The sequence below is a fragment of the Roseburia rectibacter genome, assembly GCF_014287515.2.
Lineage (GTDB): Bacteria > Bacillota > Clostridia > Lachnospirales > Lachnospiraceae > Roseburia > Roseburia rectibacter.
The window spans coordinates 1,293,396-1,316,840 of record NZ_CP092473.1 but is presented as its reverse complement, the minus strand read 5'-3'; the positions used below and the strand labels follow the sequence as shown (position 1 = coordinate 1,316,840).

The window sequence follows — 23,445 nt, the reverse complement described above, 5'->3', positions numbered from 1 at the left end:
CGGAAAGAATGTGGAAAGATTCCTATGCGATAATCTGTATGTATCAAAGGATGATTTCCTTTCATACATACAGATTTTTTCATGGAGGTACTCATTTATGGAAGTTTTACAGGCAAAAAACCTGAAAAAGATTTATGGCTCCGGCAATAACGCAGTTCATGCGTTGGATGGAGTTGATTTAAGTGTAAAGAAGGGCGAATTTGTTGCAATTGTCGGCACATCCGGCTCCGGCAAATCCACGCTGCTGCACATGCTGGGCGGGCTGGATCGCCCTACAAGTGGCACGGTCATGGTGGACGGACAGGATATTTTCTCCCTGAAGGAGGAAGCGCTGACCATCTTCCGCCGCAGGAAAATCGGCTTTGTGTTCCAAGCATATAATCTTGTTCCGGTGCTGAATGTGTATGAAAATATTGTTCTACCCATTGAGCTGGACGGTGGCAAGGTCAATAAGGATTTCGTACAGCAAATTGTACAGACACTTGGGCTGGATGATCGTCTGGATGCCCTGCCCAATCAGCTCTCCGGCGGTCAGCAGCAGCGAGTAGCCATTGCCCGTGCGCTGGCGGCAGCACCCGCTATCATTCTGGCAGATGAACCCACCGGCAATCTGGATTCCAAAACCAGCCAGGATGTATTGAGCCTTTTGAAAGTCACCAGTCAAAAGTTCGCCCAGACAATCGTAATGATCACTCACAACGAAGAAATTGCGCAGATGGCAGACCGCATTATCCGTATCGAAGATGGTCGGATCGTCTCCCAGAACTAACGGGAGGTGGCTACGATGAATGTCAAAAACAGAAAATGTATTCGAAAGCTCAGCTTAAAATCTCTTTATGCGAACCGTCGCCGCAATCTGATCGCTATTTTTGCCATTGCGCTGACAACGCTGCTATTTACGTCCATGTTCACCATTGTCTTGTCGTTGAACGCCAGTTATGAAACCTACCAGTTTCGGCAGGTAGGTGGCTATGCACACGGTACCTTTAAGGATGTTTCCCCCGAGCAGGCGGAACGTATCGCTGCCCACCCAAAGGTGAAGGCTGCGGGGGTACGGAAGGTAATCGGTATCACTGCGGAGGGTGTCTTTTCCAAAACCCCTGCAGAGATCAGCTACATGGATGCCAACTGCACTAAATGGAGCTATGCAACCCCTACTACCGGACGGATGCCCGAAAGCGGCAAAGAGGTAGCCATGGATACGGCAGCGTTGCGGCTGCTTGGCGTAACGCCGGAGCTGGGCGCCGAGGTCACGGTTTCCTATTCCATTACGGACAAGGATCAAACCGCCTTTACTGTAACAGATACCTTTACGCTGGTGGGCTATTGGGACTATGATGAACTAATGCCTGTTCATTACATCAACATCAGCCGTGATTACGCAGATGACATCGAAGCGCAGGCAGTGAAAACAGGTTTACAGCCTTTCCGCACCGATTTGAATGTCATGATGGCTTCCAGTACAAACATTCAAGGGCAGATGGAGCAGGTGGATACCGATCTCGGCTACACATGGGACAGCTATACCGATCCCAACAGCGTCCGGATCGGCGTCAACTGGGGATATACCTCATCCCAGCTGGAGTCGCATCTCGATCCGGAACTTGTGATCGCCATAGCAGCTTTTTTGCTGCTGGTGATTTTCACCGGGTATCTTATCATCTATAACATTTTCCAGATCTCTGTTGCGGGGGATATCCGGTTTTACGGGCTTCTGAAAACCATTGGCACAACGCCCCGGCAGCTCAAACGCATCATTCGCCAGCAGGCACTTCTGCTTTGTCTGATCGGCATTCCGGCGGGGCTGCTGTTGGGCTATGGCATTGGCGCTGTTCTGGTGCCTGTTGTCTTGCGCTCCACCCAGTTGGATGCAGGCATCACCACCATCAGCACTTCGCCTGTGATCTTTGTTGGCTCCGTGCTGTTTGCCCTGCTGACGGTGCTTTTGTCCTGCTCCAAGCCCGGGAAAATGGCAGCCAGGGTTTCTCCGGTGGAGGCTACCAAATATACAGATGCGATGCAGACCAAGAAAAAACAGCGCAGCACCCGGGGAGCGAAGCTCCATCAGATGGCCTTTGCCAATCTGGGACGAAACAAAAAAAAGACGGTGCTGGTGGTGGTGTCTCTGGCACTGTCGGTGACGCTGTTCAATGCACTGTGTGCCTTTGTGGGCGGCTTCAGCATGGAGAAGTATGTATCCTTCATGACCTGCGCCGATTTTATCGTCAGCACGCCCGACTATTTCCGTTACAACCCGGCAGATGAATTCATCACGCCGGAACAGATCGAAGAGATCGCAGCAAACACAAAGTCCAGTCTTTCCGGCACGGGATATGCTGTGCGAAAACCCGTATATCTTTGGATGACGGAGGATGCTCTGCGGCAGGACTATGCAAGGTACGAAAGTGCTGAGCAGTTGGACAGCCATATGAGCCGCATGGAGCACCGGGGCGATATGGTGATGGGAGATACCAGAATCGAGGCTCTGGATAACAGCCTGTTTGACAAGCTGCAAGTGTTCGACGGAGATATTTCTCCTATGCTGGAGCCAAACAATAACGCTATTGCCATTGCGGTTTCCTTAGATGACTACGGTAATCTGCCCAATCCTGAATACTACCCCAAGGTGGGAGACACGATCACCGCCACCTATGCGGACGATGTGAAATATATCGACAGCCGCACCGGGGAACTCCGCACCGAAGATACACCGGAGGAGTACTTTCAGGAAAAACTGTATGGAGCCAGAGATGTAGAGTACACGGTCTGCGCCTTGGTAGAGCTTCCGTATTCCATGAGTTATCGTTATGGTGGTATTGGATATGAGACAGTTTTGTCTGTGGATACCGCACAGAGGGACAGCGGCGGTGCGGCCATTCCGATGCTCTACCTGTTCGACACAGCAGACGACGCAGACGAGGCCGAAGCAGAGCAATATCTATCGAAGCTCACTGCCGGTGAGTTTTCACCCTTGATGTATGAAAGCAAGGCCACGGCTCGCTCTGAGTTTGCTCAGTTCCGGCAGATGTTCCTTCTGGTAGGTGGTATCCTCTGTGCTATCATCGGGCTGGTGGGACTCTTAAATTTCTTCAACGCCATGATGACCAGTATTCTTTCCCGCCGCCGTGAATTTGCTGTGCTTCAGGCTGTAGGAATGACGAACCGGCAGCTCAAAACCATGCTGATCTACGAGGGATTGTTTTACGCAATGTCCTCCGTATCGGCGGCCTTTATTCTGTCGCTGGCGGTGGGACCTCTTGCAGGAAAAATGCTGGGCAGTATGTTCTGGTTCTTTGAGTATCGATTCACCATTCTGCCTGTCCTGCTGACAATTCCGGTATTTCTTCTGCTGGGGTGGCTGATTCCTTGCATGATGTATGACAATGCAGCGAAATGCAGTGTTGTAGAGCAATTAAGGGATGCTCAATAACTGTTAAGCAAAAAACGGCCCTCTGCCAAGGAAAAGGCAGAGGGCTGAGTTTTAATCTAAGGGTTTACATTCAGTTACAGTTTTTAGATAAATTTCGGGATCACCGTTCAAGATCAAGTCTGCATATCCAACCGGATCATTGTAGATTAGATAATCCAGTTCTGACCGTTGATACATATTGTCAGCAACCTCATTCTCCACGGCGATGGTATCAATGGCAATCATGCTGCCATCTAAAAATTTCAGTTCCACACAAGCGGTATCCATGTTAAACTCACAAGAAATCAATCTATCCATAAGAAACCTCCACTTTGCTGGATGTTAGATCATCCCAAAATATTTGAATGCTTCTCGGATTGCTTTCTCTTTTTCCGGCGGACACTGGGGCTGTCTGGAATCCTCGGATTTCGGCAGATTATAGTTTTTGCCTACCTCAATCCCACATTTCCGTTTAATCTGTGAGATATAGAGGTTGGATACCTTTAATCCGCTATGTTCCAGTACATAGTCCTTGATCTGCGTGTAGGTTGCCCCATCTTGGAACTCCGACATATCCATATCTTCCAAAGAGAACTCAACCCGAATCTTTTTCGAGTCGACCTCGCCCTTGGAAAGCAAGACAACCGTCTCACAATTTCCCGTCGCAGGGAACATGTCCACGCACTGCACTTTCTTCACCTGATAACCTCTCGCCTGCAGCACTTCAAGATCTCTTGCTAAGCTGGTCGGTTTACAGGAAATATAGACCATCTGCGGCACATTATAGCGGATGATTTTCTCCAGTGCTTTCGGATGGATTCCATCTCTTGGCGGATCAAGTACGATATAATCCGGTTTTTCCCCGATCGTATCGATCACTTTTAATACATCTCCCGCGATAAATTCGCAGTTGGTAAGTCCGTTTAAAGCTGCATTCTCCCTTGCAGCCACAACAGCTTCCTCCACGATCTCCACACCGATCACTTTCTTTGCAACCGGAGAAAGTATCTGTGCGATTGTTCCGGTTCCGGAATACAGGTCAAATACTGTCTGATTCGCCTCATCGTCGAGCGCATCCCCGATAAATTCACGTGCAGTCTGATAGAGTACTTCTGCACCAAGGGAATTTGTCTGGAAAAAGGAAAATGGCGTGATTTTAAACTTCAGACCAAGCAGTTCCTCATAAAAGAAGTCCTGTCCAAATAAAATATCTGTCCCCTCATTTTTGATCGTATCGGCAACGCTGTCATTTTTTGTATGAAGGATTCCTTTTAGCACACCGTCATATTTTTCCTCACAAAGTTTTTTCACCCAGCCTTCTAATAATGCACTTTCATTTTCCCCACTAAGTTCCTCCATCTGTGTAGTTGTCACAAGGTCAACTAAAATCTCTCCTGTTTTTGCTGCTTTTCTCACAAGAAAATGACGGAGGTACCCGGTGTGACGGAGTTTATGATAAAATGAAATCTGTTTTTCCTTAAAATATTCCAACGTGATCTTAAGCACACGACGGAAATCTTCGTCTACGATCTGGCACTCTCCTACATTTACGATATCATAAAAACTGCCGCGTTTGTGCATTCCAAGTGCCAACGGACCATCCTTATATTCATCTCCAAATGAAAACTCCATCTTGTTGCGGTATGCTTTTGGTCTTGGACTTGCTTTGATTGGTAAAAACTCATATCCCTTATTTTCTTCAGTGATGACTGCGTCGATCAGGTCTTTGACCTGCTTTTCTTTCATCTTAAGCTGTTCCTCATATGGAAGGCTCTGGAATGTACAGCCACCACAGATCCCATAATGAACACATCCAGGTTCCGGCAGCTCCAGTGCAGATTTTTCCAATATTTCAAGCAGTCGTCCTTCGCATTTTCCTTTTCTGACCTTATTGACTGCTGCTGATACTTTCTGTCCCATGATCGCATTTTTTACGATCACACGTGTACCATCTTCCGTTCTTAAAATTCCTTTATTCGGGAAATCCACCCTTTCAATGATTCCTTCTACGATCTGCCCTTTTTTCATAACCAGTTCCTTTCTTTTTCTATTAACACAAACTAAAAAGGGCTGCAACACTGCAGCCCCCTAAGATATTTCTTACTCTTCTGTTTTTTCCTCTGCCGGCTCTTCTGCTTTGTCGTCATCTTCTTCGTCTTCAAAGAAATCATCATCAAAATCATCCTCGAAGTCATCCTCAAAATCTTCCAGATAATCCGGTGCAAAGAAACGATAAATTCCATAAACTGCTGCTGCCACTGCGGCAATAATTCCGATAATCGCAAATACCCAGACAACTTTGGAAGCTTTCTTCTCTTCCTCTGCTTCTTTTTTATTCAGCAGTTCGTTTAATCTTGAAATGTTAACTAAATCTTTTAAATCGTCCATCTTGTTCATAGGGCTCCCCTCCTTCTATTTTCAGACTGCTGTATCTCACAGTCATATGTTACCTGATGATTCTAATATTATGCGTATTACATTCCGCAATGTAAATTCATTACATGTTAATATTATATCATATGTTTCCCATTTCGCCTATTAAAAATTTATAAATTAAACATTTTTATATCTTTTTTAATTTTGCAAAAGAAGCAAACATTTTTTTGATGCCCACTGTATCAAACTGAACCGTGACTTCATAGTCCCGTCCACCTTCTACGATCGCAACTACAGTGCCTTCTCCAAACCTTGTATGTAAAACACGGTCAGCAATATCATATGGCAGTTTTTCCGCTTTCGTATGAACAGACGCAAATGCACGCGCCTGCATGCTCTGTCCGGAAGGCTGCTGTTTCATGTTCATCCGTTTTGATTTTGCACTCCATTCATTTCCAGTTGAAGTACCCGCTTCCTTTCTTGCAGGAACTGTTTCTTTTCCATCTAAAAGTTCTGCAGGAATTTCTTTGACAAATCGTGAAACTTTATTGTACTGTGTCTCACCTCGGATCATTCTCTGCCTTGCACAGGTGATCGTCAATTCTTTCATTGCACGGGTAATACCCACATAAGCAAGGCGGCGTTCTTCCTCTAACTGCTCACTTGAATCATCCGACGTGATCGACATATAGCTTGGGAACAGACCATCCTCCATACCTGCTAAATACACTTTAGGAAATTCCAGTCCCTTTGCACTGTGCAGCGTCATCAAGACAACATAGTCGCTGTCATCTTCCAGGCTGTCAATGTCTGCCACCAGTGCTACTTCTTCCAGAAAACCGCTCAGTGTCGGATGTTCCTCGCTTTCCTCATAGCTTACAACCTTACTTAAAAGCTCATCGATATTCTCGATCCTTGCCTCAGCTTCATCGGTACCTTCCGCCTGAAGTTCCTTAACATATCCTGTTTCCTCGATCACTTCACGAAGCAGCTCTGAAATGCTGATAAACTCCAGTTTACTCCGGAACACCTGAATAAGATTTACGAATGGCTTTACTTTTGATGCTGCTTTTCCAATGGACGGGATTTCATCTGCACGCTTTAATGCATCATAAAAGCTGATATCATATGCCCCAGCATAATCAGTCACACGGTTTACAGTCGTTGCGCCAATGCCACGTTTTGGAACATTTAAAATACGACGCACCGCAAGATCATCACGTGCATTGTCAATCGTCTTTAAATAAGCAAGAAGATCCTTCACTTCTTTTCTGGCATAAAAGTTTACACCACCGACGATCTTATACGGAATATTTGATACGATAAAACGCTCCTCAAACAGTCGTGACTGCGCATTTGTACGGTATAAAACAGCATGATCCCCATAATGATAAGCTCCGTTCTTTACATCACCTGCAATATCACATGCGATAAAATCAGCTTCCTCATAACCGGTATTAAACTGTTCAAAATCAATCTTCTTACCTTCTTCATTTGCAGTCCAGAGTGTCTTTGATTTTCTGCCGACATTGTTTGCGATCACGCTGTTTGCTGCATTTAAAATATTCTGGGTGGAACGGTAATTCTGCTCTAATTTGATTGTTTTTGCATCTGGAAAATGTTTTTCAAAATTTAAAATATTATAAATATTCGCCCCACGGAACTTATAAATAGACTGGTCATCATCACCTACTACACAAAGATTCTGATACTTTCCCGCCAGAAGACGGATCAGTTCAAACTGTGCTGTATTGGTATCCTGATACTCGTCTACCATAATATAATGGAAACGCTCCTGATAATAATTTTTCACTTCAGGATCCGACTGTAAAAGTTCTACCGTTTTCATGATCAGATCATCGAAATCAAGCGCATTGTTCTTATGTAATGCATCCTGATACTCCCGGTATACCTCCGCCTGTCTGCGTTTTGCATAATCAGAAGATGTCAGTGCACGCTGCATCAGTTCTGTCGGTGTGATCAGTTCGTCTTTCGCTGACGAGATTGCTGCTAAAAAACTTTTCTCTTTATAAATCTTAGTATCGATCTCTAAACGCTTACAGATATCTTTCATCAGGGATTTTGAATCATCCGCATCGTAGATCGTAAAATTGGTATCAAATCCGATCCGGTCAATATGACGGCGCAGGATTCTCACACAACTTGAATGAAAGGTCGATACCCAGATACTTTCCGAACCGAATCCAACAATTTTATCAATCCGCTCCCGCATCTCCCCAGCTGCCTTGTTGGTAAAAGTGATCGCCATGATATGATAGGGATTAACTCCCTTTTCTTCTATTAAATAAGCAGTACGGTGTGTCAGCACACGCGTTTTCCCGGAACCTGCTCCCGCTAAGATCAGCACCGGTCCCTCCGTCTGATATACTGCTTCCCTCTGCTGTTCATTCAGTGTATCGTATATACTCATATTTATTATTTTCCTTTTCTTTCATTGATTGCTATTATACTATAACATGTACTTTTCGTGCAATAAAACCTATCTTGAATTATTTTGTTAAATTATTTTTTCATTTATATCTTGTCATCTAGTTTTCATTACTATATAATGTGATAAGAGGTGACACAAATATGGATACGAAACAATTTTTACGTTCAATCTTAGATTCCTTACAGCAGATTGATTACGTCAAACCGGAAGATATTCCGAATATTGATTTATATATGGATCAGGTAACCACATTTATGGATTCACAGCTTGCAGCTTCCAAGCGTCATGATGACGACAAAATCCTGACTAAGACAATGATCAACAATTATGCAAAAAACAACCTTCTTCCTCCACCGGAAAAGAAGAAATATACCAAAGAACATGTACTGGTTCTGATCTTTATTTATTATCTGAAGAGTATTTTAAGTATCAGCGATATCCAGGGGATTTTAAATCCGATCACAGAAAAATACTTCGGCAATGACGAGCACTACAGTCTCGAAGATATCTATAAAGAAGTTTTCAGTTTAGAACATCCGGAAACACAGAACCTCATGAAAGATCTTGCAAAGAAATTCAACACTTCCATGAAAACATTCCCGGATGCATCGGAAGAAGAAGCCGATCTTTTGCATACGTTCAGTTTTATCTGTATGCTCAGTTATGACGTATACATCAAAAAAACTCTGATTGAAAAAATGATCGACCAGATGGCTTCAAAAGATCCGGACACAAAACCATCCAAAAAATAATAGAAGAACCGCTATTTCTGATAAGACAGATGATCATATATTTGCATATACACCTGTCTGCCAGAATAGCGGTTCTTTTTATTTCTATTCTTTATCTTTTTCCTGAAGTCTTGAGAAAACCATATCATATCCGTCATTGCCATAATTCAATGAACGGTTTACACGACTGATCGTTGCAGTGGAAGCACCGGTCTTTTCTGCGATATCAAGATATGTCTTCTGATCTCTAAGCATCTTCGCAACTTCAAATCTCTGTGATAAAGAAAGCAGCTCATTCACAGTACATACATCTTCAAAAAATGTATAACATTCTTCCTTGTTCTGGAGGCTTAAAATAGCATCAAACAGATGATCCACTGCCTCTGTCCTAAGTTTCTTGCTCATAATCCTTTCTCCTTTTTTATTGATTGCACGCTATGTGCGCTATACATCTATGTTGCATTTTAGCATATTAAAGTTTTAAAGTAAATAGATATTTTTGTTATTTTATTTTTTTCGCAGATCGTTATTATATCATTTTCTCCATGTAAATGCAATGAAATATATCGGTTTACAAAATCAGAACATTTGTTCTGATTTTTATTTCTTTTCTATTGATTTTCAAACATATGTTTGCTATAATATTTTTTACCAACAAATATTTTACCCTGTAAAGGAGCATTCCACATGAAAAAAATAGGCTCATTTTTCTTTACTTTTATACCATTTTTGCTTGCGATAGCATTCCAGTACCTTGCCATGTTTTTTGTAATGGGAGTAGCCCTGTTTTATGAACATATCCGCTATATTTTTTCTTCCAGCCATGTCTATACAGAGCTTTGGAACAATACTTTAAACCTTTGGTCCTCAACGCGCGTAAATACCATGATCATGATCGTATTTTCCCTGCTCTGTATCGGAGCATTCGGTCTATGGTACCATGCCGGATATCATGGGATTTATCTGGTTCACCCGGGAAAGATTTTCCATCCGCTTTCCGTTATTGGGATCATCCTTTTAGTACCTGGTACACAGTGTCTGTCGACCTATCTGGTCTCTTTCCTGGCATCTTTGTTTCCACAGTGGATGAAAGCCTATGAAAAACTTATGGACACTGCAGGAATGACAAATGGGCTGACCGTATCCATGTTCTTTTACTCCGTCCTGCTTGCCCCAATCGGTGAAGAACTTCTCTTTCGCGGTGTTACCATGCATCAGGCAAAAAAAGTATTTCCGTTCTGGGCAGCAAACATCATGCAGGCACTTTTATTCGGAGTTTTCCACATGAATATGATACAGGGAATCTATGCATTTTTCCTCGGTATGATTCTGGGTTACATCTGTGAAAGAGGTGGCAGTATTTATCAGTCTATCCTGTTTCACATGTTATTTAACTTCTGGGGAACCGTCATAAGCAGCATTTTACCAACCGGCAGCAGTGCACTCTTTTTCATCCTTTATTTTGCCACAGGAGTGATCTGTATCTCATGCGGTTTTGTCCTCTTCCATTTTGGATCAAACCGCATGGTTCAAAAACAAATGTCTATTCTGCCACTTGAAAATACGGGATATGATACTTTTCCTCCATTCAATTAACGTCCGGTTTCATCTCTGCAGATGATTTTTCAGGAAACGAATCAGTTCTTCCATCTCTTCTTTTGTTCCGATACTGATCCTCAGATAATTGCTGATTCGTTCTTTTGAAAAATACCGCACAAAAATATGTTCTTTTTTCAAAGCCTCAAACAATTCTTTTGCCGGCACACGCTCATGTGTTGCAAAGATAAAATTACTCATGGAATCTCCAAATGAAAAACCAAGTTTTGCAAGCTCTTTCTTTGTCCATTCACGGGTCGCTATTACACGCTGTCTGGTCTCTTCGAAGTAGTCCTTGTCCTTTATTGCTTCCACACCAAGTGCAAGTGCTGTCTGATTCATCGTATAGGAATTAAATGAGTACTTCACATCATTAATATATTTAATAAGTTTTTCATTTCCCATTGCATAGCCGATACGCATGCCTGCCATGGAACGTGACTTTGAAAAAGTCTGGACCACCAGCAAATTATCATATTTCTCAATCAGAGGAAGTGTACTCTCCCCTCCAAAATCGATATATGCCTCATCCACAACCACAATCACATCCTGATTATGCTTTATGATATCCTCAATTTCTGAAAGTGGCATTAAAATTCCTGTCGGTGCATTTGGATTTGGAAAAACTACGCCTCCATTTTCGCCATAATAATCTTCTTTTACGATCTGGAAATTATCGTCTAACGTTTTTACCTCATATGGTATCCGAAGCATATCTGCCCACACATCATAAAACGAATACGTAATATCCGGAAACCAGATCGGTGTTTTAGAATTAAAGAACGTCATAAAGATCATTGCAAGTACATCATCAGATCCAACACCCACAAAAACCTGACTGCTCTTTAAACCATAATACTCTGCGATCGCATCGACAAGAACTTTACAGGCCGGCTCCGGATATAATCTGAGCCGGTCTGTATCGAACTCTTTCAGTGCACGGATCACTCCTGGTGCCGGTGGATACGGATTTTCATTTGTATTTAATTTGATCATACGCTGTTCCTGTGGCTGCTCTCCCGGAACATAAGGTACTACTTTTCTTACATAAGATTCCCAGTTACCCATTCTATGCCTCCTACTAATTCAGTCCATACACTTCTGCTAATTTTGCAAATGCAGGAAGTGAATTTTTGATTGTCTCATGAGAAACACAATAAGCAAGGCGTACAAATCCGCCACATCCAAATGCACTTCCTTTTACCATCAGAAGATGCAGCTTTTTGCCCTCTTCTACAAACTCTTCTTCATTGGCGACCGGAGATTTCACCCACAGGTAAAATGCTCCTTCCGGCTTGATACAGGTAAAGCCAAGATTCGTTAAGCCATCGTATAACATCTTTCGGTTTTCATCATAAAAAGAAACATCTGTTTTTTCATCTAAACATCTTGCAACTGCTTTCTGGATCAAAGATGGTGCATTGACAAATCCAAGCGTACGGTTTGATATCTCAATACCGCGTATCAGATCTTCGGCATCAGATGCCTCATTTGGAACTACCACATAACCGATACGTTCTCCCGGCAGTGATAATGATTTGCTGAAAGAATATCCAACGATCGTATTTTTATAATATTTTGTCAGAAAATCTTCTTTATTTCCATCATAAACCAGCTCACGATAAGGCTCATCTGATATCAGATAAATGTCATGTCCGTATTCTTCCTGTTTCTTTTCTAAGATAGCAGCGATTGCCTGCATCGTCTCAGGTTTGTAAATCACACCTGTCGGATTATTTGGTGTATTGACGATAAGTGCCTTTGTTTTTCCTGTGATCTTTGCCGCAAAGTCAGCTAAATCCGGCTGAAATGTCCGAAGATCCGGATTTACCGTTACAATATCCGCATCAAAATTAGCTGCATACTGACGATACTCACCGAAAAATGGTGCAAACACGATCACCTCATCTCCCGGATCTAAAATTGTCTTAAAAATTATATTAAGACCGCCTGCTGCACCGACTGTCATTACAATATTTTGACCATCAAATGCAGTACCAAAACGTTTGTTTAAGTTCTCTGCGATCGCTTCACGCACATCTTTATAGCCGGCATTTTCCATATATCCGTGTAATTCCAGAGAACCTGATGCACCTTTTTTATCTGCCTCGTCTAACAGATCACGGATACTGTTATTTAACGCTGCCGGAGCCGGTGTTGCTGGATTGCCAAGAGAAAAATCATAGACATTCTCTGCACCATATTTTTCTGCCATTGCTTTTCCTTCTACAAACATTGCACGGATCGCAGAATTTCCGAGTAAAGCCTTTTGTATTCTTTTTGAAACCATAATTCTATCTCCATTCGTATACATTTCTGTTGTTGCAGATCACACAAATCCCACTGAAAGAAGTGTATTTATAATATATCTTTAAATACTTTACCACAGCACTATAAAGAAGTAAATGCTATTTTCATTGGAATTATTGATGTTCCATAATGCGACGATTTTTCCCTATTATACACGAAAAGCGTATTGCAGCTTCCATAAACTGCAATACGCTTTTACAAGCCTGTTATCTATACAATACTCATAAACCATTCCACGGTTTCCGGTGAATAATGTGAAAAGAATAAACTTTCTCCTGTATCAAGTGCTTCGATCTGCTTCATTTCCTCATCGGTCAGTGAAAAATCAAACACATTGAAGTTTTCCTGCATTCTTTCTTCGTGGGTAGATTTCGGGATGACAACTACCCCATTCTGAAGCAGGAAGCGGAGTGCTACCTGAGCTACACTCTTTCCATATTTTGTTCCGATTTCTTTGAGTACCGGAATGTTGAAGAAATCGTTTTTATAGATAACGCCGAGTTAAGTCTCACGCAGCTCAATGGCTTTAACTGCCTTCTCCGTGACCAGATCGGTTTCTGGACTGAACTGGTAAAACAAAAAATGCCTGCATCACGTTTTCTGATACAGACAGATGAATTTGAGTTTGAGGAACTGGTCCGGAACTCCTCATTGTTATGTTTTTCCACCAGTATCGCAACACCCTTAAACCAGCCCATGAAAGACCGGAAAGCGATCCCTTTGACCGATGCAGAAGTTCATGTTACTTATTGTACCATAAGTACTTTAGTCCGCAGTGCACGTCCGAAAAATTAAAAAACTGCAGTGTTTCCACTGCAGCTTTTCTTTTACATCTACTATTTTACTAACTCTTTTACTTTTGCTTTCTTACCAACGCGATCTCTTAAGTAGAATAATTTAGCACGTCTTACTTTACCCTGACGAACTACTTCTACTTTCTCAACGTTCGGAGAATGTAACGGCCATGTTTTTTCTACGCCGACACCGTTAGAGATTTTTCTTACAGTAAATGTCTCACGGTTGCTTCCACCCTGTTTTTTAAGTACAGTACCCTCGAATACCTGGATTCTCTCACGGTTACCCTCTTTGATCTTACCGTAAACTTTTACAGTATCACCAACACGGAACTCCGGTACTTCTGCTTTTAACTGTGCTGTTTCAATGTTCTTAATGATTTCACTTGCGTTCATTTTGTGACCTCCTGATAATTTGGATGTTCTTAATACGCGAATTCGTAACAGAGGACCATCTATTTTTACTCACAACTATTATATCTTATCACATAAATTTGTGATTGTAAAGATATTTTTTACTTGAGTTTCCGTACTTTTATCCACAAAGCCCCGTTTTCATAATCATCGTCATAAACAACTTTCAAAAAATGCCCAAAATATAAGGAATCCTTTCCTGTTTTGTAGTAAAATTAAGGTGTCTAATCAAAAAGATACTAAACAAAAATCAGGAGGACTCCTTATGCTTAATTCTACAACAAATACTTATACTTTGAAACGGGAAATTTTAACTTTTTCAAATAAAATTTCAAAACACCTGTCCAAGCCGGACAAAAAGTTTTCTGCCGAGATGACTTATGGTATGCTTGCCTCCAGAAGCTGTCTTTTAACCGATGTTGTGGATCAGCTTCACGAAGATTCCAAAAAGGTCAATTCTGTTGAACGGCTGACCAGACATTTAAACAATGGCATTTCCTCCACCACGCTTAAATCTTATCTTACTGCCATCCGTAAATGGGCTCCGCAAGAACCTGTCATACACATTGATGACAGCGATGTTGTAAAGCCTGATGGTTACAAATTTGAAGCTCTCGGACTTGTCAGAGATGGCTCTAAAAGTACTGCTTCCAAAACAGTTTATGAAAAAGGATATCATGTAACAGAAGCCTGTGTTCTCACTAAAAATAATCATCCTGTCAGTATTTTTTCAGAAATTCATTCTTCAAAAGAAAAACATTTTACCTCTATAAATGATGTTACTTTTTCTGCAATGGAACGTGGTGCAGCTCTCTTTGGCAAAGCAACCTTTGCCATGGACAGAGGCTACGATGACAACAAGATGTTTCTGAAACTTGATGAACTGGAACAGGACTATGTCATCCGTCTTACTGCCAAAAGGAAACTCTTCTTCCATGGAAAATGGGTTCCTGCCACACAGCTTCGTAATCAGAGAAAGGGTAAGATTAAAACTGCCCTGACATACAAGGGTAAAAAGCATGATGCCTATCTTTCTCATGTGAAAGTACAGATTACCGCTTCAAAGAAAGATATTTATCTCGTACTGGTTTACGGCATTACAGAACATCCCATGATGCTTGCAACCAATAAGAAAATCAAATCCAAAGAAGACGTGGTAAATATCGCCCTGACTTACTTTTCCAGATGGCGCATTGAGGAATATTTCCGCTGTAAGAAGCAGATGTTTCAGTTTGAAAACTTCCGTGTGAGGAAGCTCGCTGCAATCAATGCCCTGAATTTTTATATTACCCTGTGCATGGCATTTCTGGCACATATGTCCATGAAACCAGAAACGCATGCCCTAAAGGTTGCAATCATACAAAAAGCAGACCCTGTAAAGGAAAAAGTACATTTCTGCTATTACCGGTTAGCCAAAGGTATCTCCGGCATACTATCATATGCAAAAGAAGGCGTCAGGCTGTGGTTTCGGACAAAACGTCCGGCATATCGTCAACTCTGCCTTAAGCTGACCGCTTAGATAGATAAAAGAATACATCTCCCAAAGCCCGATTCCGGTGGGGCTTATTAAAGTGCCTCTACTCATAGAACTGTCAATCTAAAATATCAAAAAAACTGACAGATTGGTGCTTTGGGAAGATGTAATCATGTTTTGATTACATTTTGCGGAAACTCAAGGTGTTTTTGGTGGAAAGTTTACAATTTTATCTCTGTTTTTTTATTCCGTTTTCCTTGTATAGCTTGTTTTTATTGGGGAAATTGTGTGTTGCAGACATGCAACGTTTTTTGATGTGTTGAGAAAATCTTATCATTAAATGTTGGCACCACCTGTATCGGTTATGCAGTTCTTCCTTGATACAGATGGTGTTACTGTGGTATAAACTTTTGTTTTATGAAATCAAAGTACTTCATCTGTGTGCACAGGATATGAGATTCCATGTTCGGTAAGAAGTTTTTCCAAAGCCTGCTTCTCTAACTCCAGTTTTTCTTTCTCTGCTGTCAAATTCTGGTTTTTCGCTGTCAGGCTTTCTTTCTCGGCTGTCAGGCTTTGATTTTCTTCCGTAAGTTCTTCCATCTTTTTGTTTATCGTGTTCTGCAGTCTGTAATAGTCATCCCTTGCGCGGCATTTCTGGCGTGTGATCTCATCTGCATTTAATTCATATAATGCTTTGGATGCTTCTTCCATTGTTTTACTTTTCTTTGCAAGCATTCTGATCTCCTCCCATGTGGTTGCGGTGAACAGCTTCCCCCAGTAGTCTATTCGGCTGGCTTTATCCTCCGCAGTTGCCTGTTCTATCTGTGTTAAGTCTATCACATTCAAAATAAATTTGTCACTATATATACGATGATTTTTTACATTCATAAGTTTATAGGATGCATTAAATTCCCGGCTTCCTGCAAATGGTGGAAAGTTTAGAAATCCGATATGTATCACCGGTTTTGCCATTGTATATTCCTCTCCCCGGCAAAGCTGGTCGTAAGAGCGGCACAGATAACTTAAGGAACGGTCTTCCCAGTTCAATTCATTCTCCATCTGCATTTCCAGATTGATCAGTGTGGTATCATTCAACAGTACCACAATATCCAGTATGAACTCTTTTGCATCATAATTGTCCCCAGGTTCGATCGGATTCGTGATCCTGACTGATGTTATTTCTTCTGGTTTTAAATGTAACAGAGAGCAGATCAGTCCCTTTAATACTTTTTCATTTCTCTGTAATATTGCACGGAACATGTAATCATTGGTCATTCCATAATCAATGCGTCCTGTCGCTTCAAGGTAAGATGCACGTACTTGTTTTTCTTCTTTTGCCATAGGCAGTCTCCTCTACTCCTTCTTTTTCATTTTGAATTTTGATTTTTTACTTTTTTGATTCATTTCACGATCTTTATTGTTGAAATTTTGGCGAAACGCCGGATTTAAAATATGAGTGTGCTCCATGATAAGAGCCTTGTCCGGACAATAGAATGTCCGAACGGATTTTTCATATGAATATATATTATCACAATTGTAGTGTTTTTGACAAGTTTTAAATAAATATATCGTTCCCCTATTTCAATTTATCTTATTTCAATGTTCTGCAGGAAGTTTGCTACATTCTAAGAACCAGTGTAGCAATACTTTCCGGCATATGTAAAACACCGACACTGCATGTCATCGTCAGTTGTATCTGACCGGTTATTTTTCCATTCGGAAGCGATTCTAAACAGATCTCATCAAATGGTATCCGCACAATACCATTCTCAATCGGCAATTTTTTCAATCCATCATCCCTGCACTTACATTTGATTGTCTGCAAATGGCCGTGCAGCAGCATCCGATGATTGTTGCCCGAATATGCAGTAACCTCCCTGATACAAAGTTCGAGACATGACTCTTTTTGACACACATATAACTTTGCCGGTTTTTCAAATCCACGATCTGCCATGGAAAGTTTCTTACATTCCCTGCCCTGCCGGTAAATAGAAAAATCAACCTCATATGTACCATATGGCAGTACCACTCCTGCATTTTCCTGTGGATCATCCAGCATCTGCCCCAGATTTTTCTGCCCGATATTTTCATACTGCAAATGCATTTTTTCTCTCTGGCATATTGTCTGGATCGTTTTGATATCAACTGCATCAAGCATTCCTGCTACCGCCTGATAACGTGCCTCCTTTTCCACACCGATCCGCTCAAAATAATAAATTAATTCCTTTTCTACATCCAGATAATATTCTAAAACTTCATTTCCTTTTTTCGTAAATTCATATCCATTTTCCGTCAGAATACCAAGTTCCACGCTGCGTTTTAAACATCTTGAGACCGTAGATCGATTCACAGAAAGACTCCTTGCAATTTCCGCTTCATTACAGCCTGCCCCATCCTGCTGCTGTTTTCTTAATCTTTTCAGACATTGCAGTTGAAACATTGTTGGTCTGCACTCTTCAATTTCACTGATAAACATTTCCTGTAAACTCCTTTTTCGCAATTACACAGCCATTTTCACGATCAGATCAGGGAAACGGTAAGGATACAGATATCATCCTCTTTCGGTTCCTCATCTTTCATCTGAACGATCAATGCAACGGTTCCTTCTGATATCAGGTCGCTCCGCTGCACATTACATTCAAGCGCCTCCGTTAATATTGCATATCTTCCATCCTGTCTTTTTGCCACACGCCATTCTTCCCCATAATAATAAAAGACCTTTGGTTCATTCCTTTTCTGCTCTAACTCCAGGTAAAGATAACTCTCATCACAGATTTTCACTTTTACTTTCTTCTTAAACACCTTATATTCCTTTGCCAGTGTCCTTGGACATCTGCTCTCTTTGGTATAAATTGCAATCGGCATCTCCCTCTCTCCGTATGGGAAAAGAAAATTTAAATCATTTCCACTCATAGAATATGAAAAAACATGACGGTTTTTCAAAAACATCCGAATCCCCATATAAACCTCACCATCGATCACATATTCAATTTCTTTCGCATTCCGTTCTGCCGACTGCTGGTCAATCCCGGATATCATCATTAAAAACTCCGTAAGAATACGATATTTTTCCAGATATTCCTTTCCTTTGTTTATACCAATTGCCGTAAGATATATATGGCGTTTATCATCCCTGTATAAATACCCCTCTTCTAAAAGACTATCCACAACACGGTTAACTTTGTTTGCTGATGCCTCAAAATAACGTTCCAGATCTGATCTCGTAACCTGATCCTTTCTCCGCTTTAACAGATACATCGCCTTTAAATAATCTTCTTTTTCATGTTTTCTTTTGTCTGTCATCCGATAGTCTCCCCTACTTATCGTTAGATTCAGCTAACCTATTATAACATAAAATGAGCCGTTTGCAACGGCTCATTTATGGTCTCCACTTTTTCTGTTCCTTTTCTGTCAGCACTGCCCTTGCAAACAGATCCGGTCTTCTTTCTTTCGTCCTTATAATAGATTGCTCCCTGCGCCACTCGTCTACAAGTTTATGATTGCCTGACAAGAGTACCGGCGGAACTTTTTTACCCATCCACTCCTCCGGCCGGCTATACTGCGGATACTCTAACAGATCTCCCTCAAACGACTCCGTAGAACCGGATTCATCGTTTGTCAGCACTCCAGGTACCATGCGGGAAATCGCATCCACCATGACCATCGCCGGAAGTTCGCCTCCCGTCAGTACATAGTCACCGATCGAAACATAATCCGTCACGATCTCCTCTAAGACGCGCTCATCAATTCCCTCATAATGTCCACACAGAAAAATCAGATTCTCCTCCTTCGCAAACGACTTTGCAGCCTGCTGGGTAAAAGTCGGTCCCTGTGGTGTAAGGTAAATAGTACGCGGTTTTGCACCAATCTTATCAACGATCGATTTCCAGGCATCATAAACAGGCTGCGCCTGCATCAACATTCCAGCCCCACCGCCATATGGATAATCATCTACTTTTTTATGTTTATTGATCGTATAATCCCGGATATTTACCGCTTCGATCGAGAGCAGTCCCTTCTCGGCGGCTCTGCCGATAATACTGGTGTTTAATCCCTGCATGACCATATCCGGAAACAATGTCAAAATGTAAAAATTCATGCTTCCTCCCGCCTGCTGTTTAAGTCTCTTAATCCATCAAGCAGGTGAACCTGCATCGTACCACCTTCGATATCCACCTGTTTTACACAGTCTCTGATCGCAGGAAGTAAAATATCATCTGCACCTTCTTTGCTGATTACATAGACATCATTTGCACCTGTCTGCAGCACATCCGTCAGTTCTCCTAAATCTTCGCCCTCATCCGATGTTACTTTAAGTCCAATGAGATCTGCAATAAAATACTCATTTTTCTTCAACTTTACCGCATTTTCCCTGGTGACATACAAACTTTTTTTTCGAAACCTCTCCACATCATTGATGTTGTCATATCCTTTGAATTTGAGTATCACCATATTTTTGAAGAACTTTACCCCGGCAATTTCGAGTGTAAGGTTTTCTTTTCCAGTGTCTAAGATTACCTGTTTTAATTTTTTAAAGCGTGCTGCATCATCTGTGGTCGGAAATACTTTCACTTCCCCACGCACACCATGTGTCGTTGTAATAACACCTACCTGAAGTAAACTCTCCATAAATCCTCCATTCTGTCATTTAATCCTGATCACAACATTCTCGACCAGACCTGTTTTCTGATTTGTAAAATTAATCTGCACGGAACCGCCTTTTTGTACTTTGATCTTTTTTGCCGAATTCAGATAAGACGTACTTTTCCAGTTCTTATCATAATAAGTAAATGACGTGATCTTCCATCCTGTTTTCGCTTTCACGTCAAACTTTAATGTTTTATTATTTGCAGATTTGTAATCATAAATATTTGTATTTTTAAACTGATTTTTTAATTGTTTATTTCCAATTTTGTAACTTGCAGCCGGATTGCTCCATTTATAAACAGTCAGTTTTGACGTAAAAGTTGTCAATAACCTGCCTGTTTTTACCGTCACTTTGATTGTTGAGGTTCCAGCCTTTAATGGTTTGATCCGGACATTATTGTCACCTATGGCAATCTTTGCCACTTTTCCATTTGAGCTGCTCACTTTTGTGATTCTTCCGTTTGACGGCATATTTCCTACTTTATATACGTATGTCCTTTTGTTTTTCGGGCAATATACCTGCGTGAGTTTTCCGCTAAAACGCATTTTTGTATAAGCACCTTTATAGGATTCATTTACGATGCCTTCTGTCCCATCCAGCACATTTTCTTCGATAAATACGGTATCATTCCCTGTGTCCGTTAATCTTTCAGCAGCACTTGCCATTACCGGCATCTGTATAGCTAACAGGAATGTCATTAAAAATATACAACACTTTTTTGCAATACCTCTCATTCTTATTCCCTCTCTTCCTTCCCTGATAGAAAAAAAACCGGCTGCACCATGTTCATGATCACGCCGGTTTACTGTGAAGATTACTGCATAATCTCCACAATCACTTTTTTCTCTTCTTTTGAGGCAGCAGCCTTTACAACAGAACGGATCGCTTTCGCAATACGTCCCTGTTTGCCGATTACCTTACCCATATCAGACTGTGCAACGCGCAACTCTAATACGATCGCTTTTTCATTCTCGGTCTCAGTTACAACAACTTCATCCGGGCAATCAACAAGTGCCTTGGCAATTACTTCTACTAATTCTTTCATAGGTCCACCTCACTGATCCTATTTCTCAATACCAGCATTTTTGAAAATTCTTGCTACGGTATCTGTTGGCTGAGCTCCGTTTGCTAACCATTTCTTTGCTAAGTCCTCATTTACATGATACTCGCTTGGATCTTTAGTCGGATCATATGTTCCAATCTCTTCGATGAACTTTCCATCTCTCGGGGATCTGGAATCAGAAACTACGATACGATAGAAAGGTGCTTTCTTCTGTCCCATTCTTCTTAATCTGATCTTTACTGCCATTACTTTCACCTCCTTAAATTTTTGCTGTTCATTTATTAAAAAGGAAGTCCTTTAAACATTCCCTTTTTACCTTTTTTCATCATGCCAGGCATCTGTTTCATCATTTTCTTTGCCTGGTCAAACTGCTTTACAAGACGGTTTACTTCCGCAATATCAACGCCTGCTCCCTGTGCGATCCTACGCTTTCTGCTCGGATTGAGCAATGAAGGGTTCTGTCTCTCCTCGACTGTCATCGAAAAGATGATCGCCTCGGTACGCGCCATATTCTTTTCAGCCGCTCCCTCGTCAATCTCAGGCATCTTGCCACCGCCAAGTCCCGGCATCATACCAAGAATACTGGAAAGACCGCCCATTTTTTTCATCTGACTCATAGATTCTAAATACATCTCAAAGTCAAACTCATTCTTGCGCATCTTTTCTTCGAGCTTTTTGGCTTTTTCCTCGTCGATTTCACTCTGTGCTTTCTCAATGAGAGTCAGCACATCACCCATTCCAAGAATCCTTGATGCCATACGGTCAGGATAAAACTGCTCTAAATCAGAAAGTTTTTCTCCCATACCTGCGTAAAGAATCGGTTTTCCGGTCACTGCCCTTATGGAAAGCGCCGCACCACCTCTGGTGTCACCATCAAGTTTGGTAAGTACCACACCGTCAATTCCGATCTTCTCATCGAAGGTCTTCGCAACATTAACGGCATCCTGTCCTGTCATGGCATCAACAACTAATATTGTCTGTGATACCGCAACATTTTCTTTTATCTGAATCAATTCAGCCATCATGTCTTCATCTACATGAAGACGTCCTGCTGTATCGATGATCAGCACATTAAAATCATTCTTTGTGGCATGCTCTACCGCAGCCTTTGCAATATTTACAGGAGTGTTCTTATCTCCCATGGAGAATACTTCCACACCCTGTTTTTCACCATTGATCTGCAGCTGTTCGATTGCTGCCGGGCGATAAACATCACAGGCGGCAAGCAGCACCTTCTTGCCTTTGGCTTTTAACTTTCCGGCAATCTTTGCTGTTGTGGTCGTTTTACCGGCACCCTGAAGACCTGCCATCATAATGATCGTCAGTTCTTTGCCCGGACGAAGTGCGATTTCTGTTGTCTCAGACCCCATCAGGCGAACCATCTCTTCGTTTACGATCTTAATGACCATCTGTCCCGGATTCAGTCCGTTCATCACGTCCTGCCCGATCGCGCGCTCCTGCACGTCTTTTACAAATTGTTTGACCACTTTGAAATTGACATCGGCCTCTAAAAGAGCCATCTTAACTTCCTTTAAAGCAGCCTTCACATCATCTTCTGTCAAACGACCTTTGCTTCTCAGGTTCTTAAATACATTCTGGAGTTTTTCGGATAAACTGTCAAATGCCATCTATAGCTCCTCTAATATCTGGTTGGAGATCTGCTCGATCTCTTCTAATACTGCCTCGTCATGATTCTTATAGAACTCTTTTGTCAATGCATGAATCTTTGTTACCATACCTCTTGCGGTCTGGAACTTCTCGATCAGATGAAGTTTACTCTCATATCCTTCCAGAGTCTTCGTACATCTCTTTACCATATCATGTACACCCTGACGGCTGATTCCCTCTTCATCTGCGATCTCACCGAGTGAGAGATCATTGAACACAAAATCCTCGTATATCTTTCTCTGATGTTCGTTTAAAAGCTCTCCATAGAAATCATAGAGATACGCCTGTTCAATCTTTTCTTCCATTTTATATCCCAATCTGTACTCTCACATCAGCACCTTGCATAGATTATCATAAAAAAGAATAGGTGTCAAGCATTTTTTCTTGACACCAGTATTTATTTTTTCTTAAAACAAGACTTTTTTCCTATATCAATCTTGACAATTCTTTTTTCTGCTGTTTATAATATGCGTAAGCAATGAGCAATGCCAAACATGGAAATGACAAAAA

Annotated in this window: 25 protein-coding genes; 6 read left to right on the top strand and 19 right to left on the bottom strand. The window is 41.6% G+C overall.

Translation table 11 applies throughout. The features are described 5' to 3' along the window. Window positions 1-97: 97 nt before the first annotated feature. Window positions 98-769: an ABC transporter ATP-binding protein gene (locus H8S51_RS06295; protein ID WP_006858253.1), complete on the top strand. Its 672-nt coding sequence runs from the start codon at window positions 98-100 to the stop codon at window positions 767-769. Window positions 770-784: 15 nt separating this feature from the next. After that, window positions 785-3,430: an ABC transporter permease gene (locus H8S51_RS06290; RefSeq protein WP_118209687.1), complete on the top strand. Its 2,646-nt coding sequence runs from the start codon at window positions 785-787 to the stop codon at window positions 3,428-3,430. Between the two features lie 51 nt (window positions 3,431-3,481). On the opposite strand, the gene H8S51_RS06285 is transcribed toward H8S51_RS06290, so the two are convergent. The 4 genes from H8S51_RS06285 to pcrA form a co-directional block, all read right to left on the bottom strand. Further along, a complete protein-coding gene (locus H8S51_RS06285; RefSeq protein ID WP_021683568.1) occupies window positions 3,482-3,727 on the bottom strand; it encodes a DUF6061 family protein in 246 nt (81 codons plus the stop codon). A gap of 24 nt (window positions 3,728-3,751) precedes the next feature. Continuing rightward, complete coding sequence (gene rlmD, locus H8S51_RS06280; RefSeq protein ID WP_186898963.1) at window positions 3,752-5,437, bottom strand: 23S rRNA (uracil(1939)-C(5))-methyltransferase RlmD; 1,686 nt, start codon at window positions 5,435-5,437, stop codon at window positions 3,752-3,754. A 72-nt stretch (window positions 5,438-5,509) separates the two neighbouring features. Then, entirely contained in the window at window positions 5,510-5,806 is a 297-nt protein-coding gene (locus H8S51_RS06275; protein WP_117922548.1) for a hypothetical protein, read from the bottom strand. Window positions 5,807-5,972: 166 nt separating this feature from the next. Beyond that, window positions 5,973-8,216: a DNA helicase PcrA gene (pcrA, locus tag H8S51_RS06270; protein ID WP_186898964.1), complete on the bottom strand. Its 2,244-nt coding sequence runs from the start codon at window positions 8,214-8,216 to the stop codon at window positions 5,973-5,975. A 161-nt stretch (window positions 8,217-8,377) separates the two neighbouring features. Between pcrA and H8S51_RS06265 the strand changes: the two genes are divergently transcribed. Next, window positions 8,378-8,989 (top strand): DUF1836 domain-containing protein, encoded by a 612-nt coding sequence (locus tag H8S51_RS06265; protein ID WP_117922546.1) that lies wholly within the window; start codon window positions 8,378-8,380, stop codon window positions 8,987-8,989. A gap of 84 nt (window positions 8,990-9,073) precedes the next feature. On the opposite strand, the gene H8S51_RS06260 is transcribed toward H8S51_RS06265, so the two are convergent. Then, entirely contained in the window at window positions 9,074-9,373 is a 300-nt protein-coding gene (locus H8S51_RS06260) for a YerC/YecD family TrpR-related protein (protein ID WP_117922545.1), read from the bottom strand. A 282-nt stretch (window positions 9,374-9,655) separates the two neighbouring features. Between H8S51_RS06260 and H8S51_RS06255 the strand changes: the two genes are divergently transcribed. Further along, window positions 9,656-10,564, top strand: coding sequence for a type II CAAX endopeptidase family protein (locus H8S51_RS06255; protein ID WP_117922544.1), 909 nt, complete (start codon window positions 9,656-9,658; stop codon window positions 10,562-10,564). Between the two features lie 9 nt (window positions 10,565-10,573). Here the strand turns inward: H8S51_RS06255 and hisC are convergent, their stop codons facing one another. The 3 genes from hisC to H8S51_RS18395 form a co-directional block, all read right to left on the bottom strand. Beyond that, complete coding sequence (gene hisC / locus H8S51_RS06250; RefSeq protein ID WP_186898965.1) at window positions 10,574-11,632, bottom strand: histidinol-phosphate transaminase; 1,059 nt, start codon at window positions 11,630-11,632, stop codon at window positions 10,574-10,576. Window positions 11,633-11,645: 13 nt separating this feature from the next. Next, window positions 11,646-12,854, bottom strand: coding sequence for a pyridoxal phosphate-dependent aminotransferase (locus tag H8S51_RS06245; RefSeq protein ID WP_186898966.1), 1,209 nt, complete (start codon window positions 12,852-12,854; stop codon window positions 11,646-11,648). A 230-nt stretch (window positions 12,855-13,084) separates the two neighbouring features. After that, window positions 13,085-13,324 (bottom strand): aldo/keto reductase, encoded by a 240-nt coding sequence (locus H8S51_RS18395; protein WP_334294399.1) that lies wholly within the window; start codon window positions 13,322-13,324, stop codon window positions 13,085-13,087. Here H8S51_RS18395 and H8S51_RS18210 point away from each other — a divergent pair. After that, a complete protein-coding gene (locus H8S51_RS18210) occupies window positions 13,235-13,669 on the top strand; it encodes a hypothetical protein (protein WP_186898967.1) in 435 nt (144 codons plus the stop codon). The genes H8S51_RS18395 and H8S51_RS18210 overlap by 90 nt on opposite strands. A gap of 41 nt (window positions 13,670-13,710) precedes the next feature. On the opposite strand, the gene rplS is transcribed toward H8S51_RS18210, so the two are convergent. Further along, entirely contained in the window at window positions 13,711-14,064 is a 354-nt protein-coding gene (rplS, locus tag H8S51_RS06235; protein WP_006858535.1) for a 50S ribosomal protein L19, read from the bottom strand. Window positions 14,065-14,347: 283 nt separating this feature from the next. On the opposite strand from rplS, the gene H8S51_RS06230 reads away from it, so the two are divergent. Further along, complete coding sequence (locus H8S51_RS06230; RefSeq protein WP_186898968.1) at window positions 14,348-15,601, top strand: transposase; 1,254 nt, start codon at window positions 14,348-14,350, stop codon at window positions 15,599-15,601. Between the two features lie 378 nt (window positions 15,602-15,979). On the opposite strand, the gene H8S51_RS06225 is transcribed toward H8S51_RS06230, so the two are convergent. The 10 genes from H8S51_RS06225 to ylxM all read right to left on the bottom strand — a co-directional run bounded on the left by H8S51_RS06225 (window position 15,980) and on the right by ylxM (window position 23,240). Further along, window positions 15,980-16,897 carry an Rpn family recombination-promoting nuclease/putative transposase gene (locus H8S51_RS06225; RefSeq protein WP_118209644.1) on the bottom strand — a complete coding sequence of 306 codons (918 nt, stop codon included), beginning with the start codon at window positions 16,895-16,897 and terminating at the stop codon, window positions 15,980-15,982. Window positions 16,898-17,174: 277 nt separating this feature from the next. Further along, complete coding sequence (locus tag H8S51_RS06220; protein ID WP_118209643.1) at window positions 17,175-18,032, bottom strand: iron transport-associated domain protein; 858 nt, start codon at window positions 18,030-18,032, stop codon at window positions 17,175-17,177. Between the two features lie 44 nt (window positions 18,033-18,076). Further along, entirely contained in the window at window positions 18,077-18,859 is a 783-nt protein-coding gene (locus H8S51_RS06215; RefSeq protein WP_186898969.1) for a metal-dependent transcriptional regulator, read from the bottom strand. A gap of 76 nt (window positions 18,860-18,935) precedes the next feature. Further along, complete coding sequence (gene trmD, locus H8S51_RS06210; protein ID WP_117919722.1) at window positions 18,936-19,655, bottom strand: tRNA (guanosine(37)-N1)-methyltransferase TrmD; 720 nt, start codon at window positions 19,653-19,655, stop codon at window positions 18,936-18,938. Then, entirely contained in the window at window positions 19,652-20,185 is a 534-nt protein-coding gene (rimM, locus tag H8S51_RS06205) for a ribosome maturation factor RimM (RefSeq protein ID WP_186898970.1), read from the bottom strand. Before rimM ends, trmD begins: the two co-directional genes overlap by 4 nt. A gap of 15 nt (window positions 20,186-20,200) precedes the next feature. Beyond that, on the bottom strand, window positions 20,201-20,938 hold the full coding sequence (locus H8S51_RS06200) for a hypothetical protein (protein WP_117919726.1): 738 nt from the start codon (window positions 20,936-20,938) through the stop codon (window positions 20,201-20,203). A gap of 80 nt (window positions 20,939-21,018) precedes the next feature. Next, the gene (locus tag H8S51_RS06195; protein ID WP_006858539.1) at window positions 21,019-21,249 is read right to left on the bottom strand and encodes a KH domain-containing protein; all 231 of its coding nucleotides are present in this window, start codon (window positions 21,247-21,249) and stop codon (window positions 21,019-21,021) included. Between the two features lie 18 nt (window positions 21,250-21,267). Further along, window positions 21,268-21,513: a 30S ribosomal protein S16 gene (gene rpsP, locus H8S51_RS06190; protein ID WP_006858540.1), complete on the bottom strand. Its 246-nt coding sequence runs from the start codon at window positions 21,511-21,513 to the stop codon at window positions 21,268-21,270. Window positions 21,514-21,548: 35 nt separating this feature from the next. Continuing rightward, the gene (gene ffh, locus H8S51_RS06185) at window positions 21,549-22,895 is read right to left on the bottom strand and encodes a signal recognition particle protein (protein WP_118209639.1); all 1,347 of its coding nucleotides are present in this window, start codon (window positions 22,893-22,895) and stop codon (window positions 21,549-21,551) included. Beyond that, the gene (ylxM, locus tag H8S51_RS06180) at window positions 22,896-23,240 is read right to left on the bottom strand and encodes a YlxM family DNA-binding protein (RefSeq protein WP_117919880.1); all 345 of its coding nucleotides are present in this window, start codon (window positions 23,238-23,240) and stop codon (window positions 22,896-22,898) included. Window positions 23,241-23,445: the final 205 nt, after the last annotated feature.